Origin of the sequence: Ventosimonas gracilis, assembly GCF_001580025.1 — a bacterium.
In the GTDB taxonomy this organism is placed as follows: Bacteria; Pseudomonadota; Gammaproteobacteria; order Pseudomonadales; family Pseudomonadaceae; genus Ventosimonas; species Ventosimonas gracilis.
In genome coordinates this window covers 1-237 of sequence record NZ_LSZO01000132.1, presented here as the reverse complement: position 1 = coordinate 237, position 237 = coordinate 1, and the positions used below count along the sequence as shown (strand labels likewise).

Here is a 237-nt window from a genome sequence, read left to right as displayed (position 1 = left end):
CATGCTTTCCGCCGTGGGGCTTACCGGCGGCGGGCTGATCGGGCTGATCCAATGGCTGCGCGGACGCAAGCCCAGCCGTATCGAAAAAAACGAAGACAGCGCAGTGTTTGAGTGCGCCGCAGCTCAAACCATAGAAACCTATACGGTAAGCCTGCTCACCGCCAAACTCTACGAATCCCACACAGTGCGCCAGTCGATGGCCAAAATCCTCAAGCCGCTTGAGCGCGAAGGTATCGA

General features: G+C 58.2%; 1 protein-coding gene. It reads left to right on the top strand.

Going from position 1 to position 237, the window contains the following annotated elements:
• A partial coding sequence (locus tag AXE65_RS13855) for a hypothetical protein (RefSeq protein ID WP_204376525.1) occupies positions 1 to 237 on the top strand: 237 nt, incomplete at both ends.